Below are 6,207 nucleotides of genomic sequence, written 5' to 3' on the forward strand. Positions count from 1 at the left end.
AGCAATGCCCGCCCTACTTTAACGATATACCTCTGGGTTAACGCAATGAGGAAGGCGATTGCCTTTTAATCCAGCGATCAGGTTTGCGATCGCAATGTCTGCCATTTTTGCGCGTGTTTGGCGGCTGGCACTACCAATGTGGGGTGTAATAATTAAATTCTCTAATGACAGCAAAGGACTGTCCATCGGTATCGGTTCCGGTTCTGTGACATCCAAGGCGGCGGCGGCGATTTGCTTTTGCGAAAGTGCTCGATACAATGCCTCTTGGTTAACGATTGTTCCCCTTGCGGTGTTAATTAAAATGGCTGATGGCTTCATTAAAGCAAACTGGCGATCGCCCAATAGATGATAGGTGTCATCAGCGCCAGGTGTATGAATGCTGATGAAGTCGGATGCTTGCAGTAAAGTTTCTAACGCTACAAACTCTGCACTAAGAGATTTCTCTACATCTAGCTGTGAGCGATGTCTGCTTGTATACAAAATTCTCATGTCAAAACCTTGGGCACGACGAGCAACGGCTTGTCCAATGCGCCCGAAGCCGATAATCCCTAAAGTAGCTCCTGCAACATTCGGCCCTAGTAATAAATCGGGTTCCCAGGTTTGCCACAAACCAGCGCGGGTAAATCTATCGCCTTCCACAACTCGCCGTGCAGCCGCCATGAGTAACGCCCAGGTTAAATCTGCGGTAGCATCTGTTAATACACCAGGAGTATTACCCACAGGAATCTTCTGTGCTGTAGCCGCCGCGACATCGATGTTATCGTAACCTACAGCCATCTGGCTAATGACTTTCAGCGAAGAACTTGCTATTAATTGTTCGTCAATTCGGTCAGTTAACAGACATAACAACCCATCTACCTCCTTCACCTTGTGCAGCAAAATCTCGTAAGGCGGCGGTTGACGTTCCGGCCAAACTTCTACAGATGCAATCGCATTTAGTTGTGCTAAATCAGTAGGTAGACGGCGAGTTATAAAGACTTTATTTGTCATTTGTCATTAGTCATTTGGCATTTGTCATTGGTCATTTGTCATTGGTCAAGAGTCTTTTATCCTCCTTGTCCCATGTCTCCCCACCCTCCCCACACTCTCCTCACTGCTGCTTCACCCATTCTGCAAACAGGCGAGAGCCTACGGTATAAAAGTCATCATCTAAGGGGCGGATTACACCAGTACCAGCGATGACTTCTAAGGCTTCGGAAACTTTGGCTCGGCTGAAGCCTGTATAATTTGCTAAATCTTGGAGGGTGGCTTTGGGGTTTTGAGTTAAGGCAAAATAAACTGTGCGTTCGTCTTCGCTAAAGCAACCAGAGTATTTTTCGGCGTTCCACCAGGCGGAGAAATCGTTATCGTGATGCTGTAGCAGTTCATCGATGAGATTGGCGCGGGAGTCTTGCTGGTTGGAGTCAAAAATCATGTTGAGTGATTGTTGGATTAGGTAGGGATGACATCCTGACCATTCGATGATTGAGGTAATTTTATCGTCATTTAAAGGAATGTTTTCTTGTTCGGCGCGATCGCATATCAGTTTTTTGGTATCTTCTTCGCTTAAGGGGGCTAACCATTCGATTTCGGCGATGTTTAATAACGGCGAACCGACACGCTGCTGATATTCTTTTAAGTCTCGATAACCAGAGAGTAATAGACCCAAGCAAGATTTAATGGCGATATCGGTATCTTTTAAACCACGTAGGTAAGCCCAAGCGTCATTTGCCCAAGTTTGTTTGACAATAAACTCAGCGCCATCGATGAGGAAGCAAACGCCTTGAAAGTTTAGCTTTCGCAGTTCTTCTGTAGTTTTTAAGAAAGCTAACCGAAAGCTATCGTTATTTAACCGCTTTTCGGTGTCGGGGTTAGTAAAATTTAATTTAATATCTGCTTGGCTGAGGAACTTGAGGGTAACTTCACCACCTGTAATTTTGCCAAGAAACTCGCGGTACATTTGGCGAATTTCTGCTAAAGGAACTTGTCGCCAGCGTTCTATAGCTTCGCGGAGTCTGGCGATGAGGAGGTAACGCAGGTTGTCTAAGTCTTTGGGTTGTTCTAATTGGAGGTTAATTAATACAGGGAAGGCGCGGCGGGGATAATTGCTACGAGGATTAAGTAAGTTCCACTCGACAGCACGTAAAGCGCTGGTTTTACCTAAACGCCTTCCGGCTAAAAGTATCCGCACCTGAAAGGGAGATTTGAGGATGGTATTAATTAAGTTGCTGCGTCCGAAGAAGTGGGAGGGGTCTGTAATGGCGACGCGGTAGTTATCAAAGGGTCGTTCTCCATCAAAATCCGGCATTGTTCGCTTTCCTCTGCTGTCATTTGCATTTGAATCCACCGTGATAAGAGAGGAATTCGGATATGGTAGAAATCCTGATGCTCCACTTCCTCCTGATACAACAATCCAACATTTGTGAGCCAATTACAAGCATCTAAGCATTGGTTGGTTGTGAACTGGCTTTTCAGGTGGTTGAGTAAGGTTAGTTGTGGTATTCTGTCGCGGAAAGATTCGTTACAGGCCATGACACGCAGAATAGAGATTGCAACTTGAAAGTCGCGTTTTTCTAAGTCTTCCCAAATGCTTTTTTCTAGGTAATTTTTTAACTCACCACTTTGAGTTAAGGTTCTGGCTAAATATGGCTCTACTATTGACCATTCAATTAGCACATTGCCATAACTATCTTGAAACTTCTGTGTGAAAAAGCGAGCTAATTGGCGAGAAACAAACGGATGCCCACCGCTTTGATAATGGATTTGTTGCGGTGTGGCTGCATCAAGTTCTAACCCCATTAATTTCCCCAGATTCACCAGCATTTCTTGAGTTTCTTCCTCCGAGAAAGGCGGTAAAAAGATTTCTTTGAAGAAGCTAAATACCGGATTTGTGGCAACTCCTGGTTGTGTCCAAGAATTAATGCGGTTGCAATCGGGATGGACATCAGCAATTAGCAGTGACATTTGCCGTTGTTGTTGACATAACACCCGCAATGCTCCAAAACAAGCATTAAATTCTTCAGCTTTTTCGCGGCTATCTTCTGGTGTGGGAATAATTCTTTCTACTTCATCTAAAAAGCAGAGAATGGGCAATTTATATTTATTATTTTTTTGAATACTACGGGTAAATTTATTCACTCGTTGAATAAATTCACCAGTTAATTCGGTGGCTGGTTTATCTAAAGCCAAAGGTGCAAACTGGGGAAGGGTAGCTTCACTTTCTAAGTTAGATAGATGTTGAATAATATCATTAAATAAAGCTGCACCGTAGCGAGAGCCGCCATAGCGTTGCAAATCAATGTGGACTATGGGATGTTCCCGCAGCATAAAGCCTAACTGAAGCAGCACCGAGGTTTTACCTGACTTGCGTAGTCCAAATAAGCCTACTCCTTGATATCGCAGTAATTCTTCTCCCAAACGTTGTAAAAGTTCTGTGCGACCGAAGAATGATAAGGTGTCAGTAATGGCGTTCTTGTCATCAAAGAAATCAGCACGTTGGAGGTATCTATCAATATATTCTTCCAATAAACCGATACATTCATATTTATTGGGTAAGGCTTTTTCTACTGATGTTAAAGGAATGGGAATGAGCAGAAAAGAATCGCGTAACCGCACTTTCGCTATTTCCATTCTGGCTGTGGTATCTGGCGGAAGTTTGTAGATTAACAAACCAGCTTTTTCTGTGCGTTCTGTGGTTAATTGTTGGGCAAGTTTCACCAGGTCGATGATATCTTTATCAGTGGGTGTATCAACAGTAATTAAAACAGGGAACGGCGCGTAACTGCTCAAACTGCTGGCGATTGATTCGATAATCAGGTGTTCTTGTTCCCGCTTTACCTTGGCATCAACTTGTTCTAAAAACTTCGCTAACAAATCTAAAGATTGATTTTGCTGTTCATGTTGTTGTAAAAATTGCTTAACTTTACTGTCTTGTACCCATTTGGAAGGTAAGCGTAATTGTACTAACTGGATAAATTTATCGCTTAATGTATGGTCTTTGCTGTTAGCTCCATATTCAATGATTCTTTCTCGCAGTCCTACAGCTGCATCTAAAGGCAGTAAATTAGCTAATAACAGATAGACGCCGCGAAACCTGGGGTCGTTAATGTGTTGATTAACTCTTTCTTGAACTGCTTCACCTTTGCCGAGAAAGTTTTGCACCAAGAAAAACTCCATAATTTTATCGTGGCGGAAATACCAGCTTTTTTGCGCTTCGCCTTTGTCATTTTCCCATTGACGGCTGATGACCATCTTATATTTTTCATCTTCCAGACTAGTTAATTCTGGTTTAAAATCCTCAGCGGGTATGGTGCTTTCATCATTCAGCCGCATTTGGTAAACTGCCTGAGAGAATCTCTTTAAAGGAAATTCGTGATGCCATTCTCGCAGGTATTCCGCCGCCATTAGCTGATATTGCTGTTCTTGCAGGCGAAACAAATTTGGTTGCTGTCCTTGTGATAGCATCAGGGCAACCAGCGTTAAATCCATTGGGTTGGAAAGAATGCGCTTGGCTGCGGCTAAATCTTCTGGTGATTGTTGTTCGTTGAAAGCTTCGGCAAGGTAGTGGGAACAGGCTTGCTCGTATTCAGTCTGCGTAGGGTGCGTTATGGACTTTAGTCCTAACGCACCAGAAATCTCGGATGGTGCGTTAGCCTGCGGCATAACACACCCTACTTCTGGGCTTCGACTTCGCTCAGCCCCCAATTTTTGATGACGAGAAAGCAAAAACTGCTGAATTTGTTGGCGCTGCAACGGTTGCAATTCATATTTCTTAGCTGTAGAAGGCGGTATCCACTCTAGGGGCTGGGTTGTCATAATCATATTGCCCCGGAAATAGCTTTCTGCAAACTGGGAGACTTTCGCCCGCGTGTCGGCGGTGACTTCGTTGAGTCCGTCGATGCAGATATCTAAGGCTCCATTGTAAATCAGGTTTTTCAGAAACTTGGCATCGTCTACCTGTCCCCGTAGCTTGGCATAAATTGCCTCCAGTACGCCTTTGTCACACTTTTGGGCGGGGAGGTAAACAAAGATGCGCTGGGAGTTGTTTACCAAATGGCGGAGAAACATCGATTTACCTAAACCAGACTCGCCTTCTAAGACAATTTGCCCTTGCAGAGTTGGGATTGCTTGGGTAATGGGTTGAATTTCTGGTGTATGAGTACTCTCAAGTGGTGCAATAAGGTTTTGATCCCCCCTAACCCCCCTTAAAAAGGGGGGGATTGGAGCCAAAGTCCTTAAAAAGGCGGGGATTGGAATCAAAGTTCTCCTTAAAAAGGGGGGAATCGGAGTTAAAGTTCTCCTTAAAAACGGGGGAAGCGCAATCAAAGTCCCCCTTTTTAAGGGGGATTTAGGGGGATCAGATGATTTTTGCAGCCTGTGTAGAAATGTGTGTACACGGCGCTGGCGGGGAGGGGTTAGAGATGAGGTGCTACCTCGTGGAACTTTGACAAAAGACTCACCAAAATAAGCTTGCTCAACGAAATTATCTAACCCTGCATCTGCTAGCAGCACAGGTTTAAATGGTTGCAACAATCTTTGACGCAGCCAAGGAACCCAAGTTAAGAGTAAGCCGATGTAACCGAAACCGAGAATTCTCCTTGCCCAAGGATGCCAGAATAAAGGTGCGAGAACTTGGGTAAATTTAGGGTAGGCAAGGATGAGGGTAAGCCAAATGACAAGGTGAATCAGGATGATGTTTCTGGCAAGGAAAAACCACTTCCAAAATTCTAGATTATCAATGACACGCCGCACAGTGTCAGCTTGTTTGTAACTACCAGTTTTAAGGTTGTTATGGTGACGTTCTAGTAACCTGATATCCTGTGCTTGCCAATGAACTAAGTCGGCAACTACAGCAATTTCTTGTGCCAGTTCTTGCGGCAATTCTGGAAGAGAATCACTAAGTTTCCAGGCTTGCTTGAACAATTCCATGATTTTTCTACCCTTATCAGCAGTCAAATTCTTTGGTGTAGTCTTGGGCTTGCCAACCCATTGCATTAAAGTTTCTACATCTTGGTTGCCACCACCAATAAAATGGGCTAAAAATCTCAACTGATTAACATCTGAGGGATAATAGCGCACCGCATTTAGAACTTGCACAATAGCAGGTAAACCTTGGGGAGCTAGCTTTGGTAGTGCATTAGCGGCGGCACTACGGACATTAGAGTCAGCATCTTTGAGGAGTGCGGCGACGTTGGCGGCAAAGTCTTTGGCTTGCATCTGCCCCAGTGC

General features: G+C 44.3%; 3 protein-coding genes. All 3 read right to left on the reverse strand.

What is annotated here, in order from left to right; genetic code table 11:
* Positions 1–18: 18 nt before the first annotated feature.
* The 3 genes from BV372_RS31515 to BV372_RS38255 all read right to left on the reverse strand — a co-directional run bounded on the left by BV372_RS31515 (position 19) and on the right by BV372_RS38255 (position 6,195).
* On the reverse strand, positions 19–990 hold the full coding sequence (locus tag BV372_RS31515; RefSeq protein ID WP_086690954.1) for a D-glycerate dehydrogenase: 972 nt from the start codon (positions 988–990) through the stop codon (positions 19–21).
* A 100-nt stretch (positions 991–1,090) separates the two neighbouring features.
* Positions 1,091–2,287, reverse strand: a complete 1,197-nt coding sequence (locus BV372_RS31520; protein WP_086690956.1) for a hypothetical protein — start codon at positions 2,285–2,287, stop codon at positions 1,091–1,093.
* Positions 2,200–6,195, reverse strand: a complete 3,996-nt coding sequence (locus BV372_RS38255) for an ATP-binding protein (RefSeq protein ID WP_086690957.1) — start codon at positions 6,193–6,195, stop codon at positions 2,200–2,202. Before BV372_RS38255 ends, BV372_RS31520 begins: the two co-directional genes overlap by 88 nt.
* Between the last annotated feature and the right edge of the window lie 12 nt (positions 6,196–6,207).

This window comes from Nostoc sp. T09 (genome assembly GCF_002154695.1).
Lineage (GTDB): Bacteria > Cyanobacteriota > Cyanobacteriia > Cyanobacteriales > Nostocaceae > Aulosira.

What these genes read in the sequence shown, in the direction of transcription:
- BV372_RS31515 (WP_086690954.1), bottom strand. Translation starts at nt 990, where the DNA reads ATGACAAATAAAGTCTTTATAACTCGCCGTCTACCTACTGATTTAGCA.
- BV372_RS31520 (WP_086690956.1), bottom strand. Translation starts at nt 2,287, where the DNA reads ATGCCGGATTTTGATGGAGAACGACCCTTTGATAACTACCGCGTCGCC.
- BV372_RS38255 (WP_086690957.1), bottom strand. Translation starts at nt 6,195, where the DNA reads ATGCAAGCCAAAGACTTTGCCGCCAACGTCGCCGCACTCCTCAAAGAT.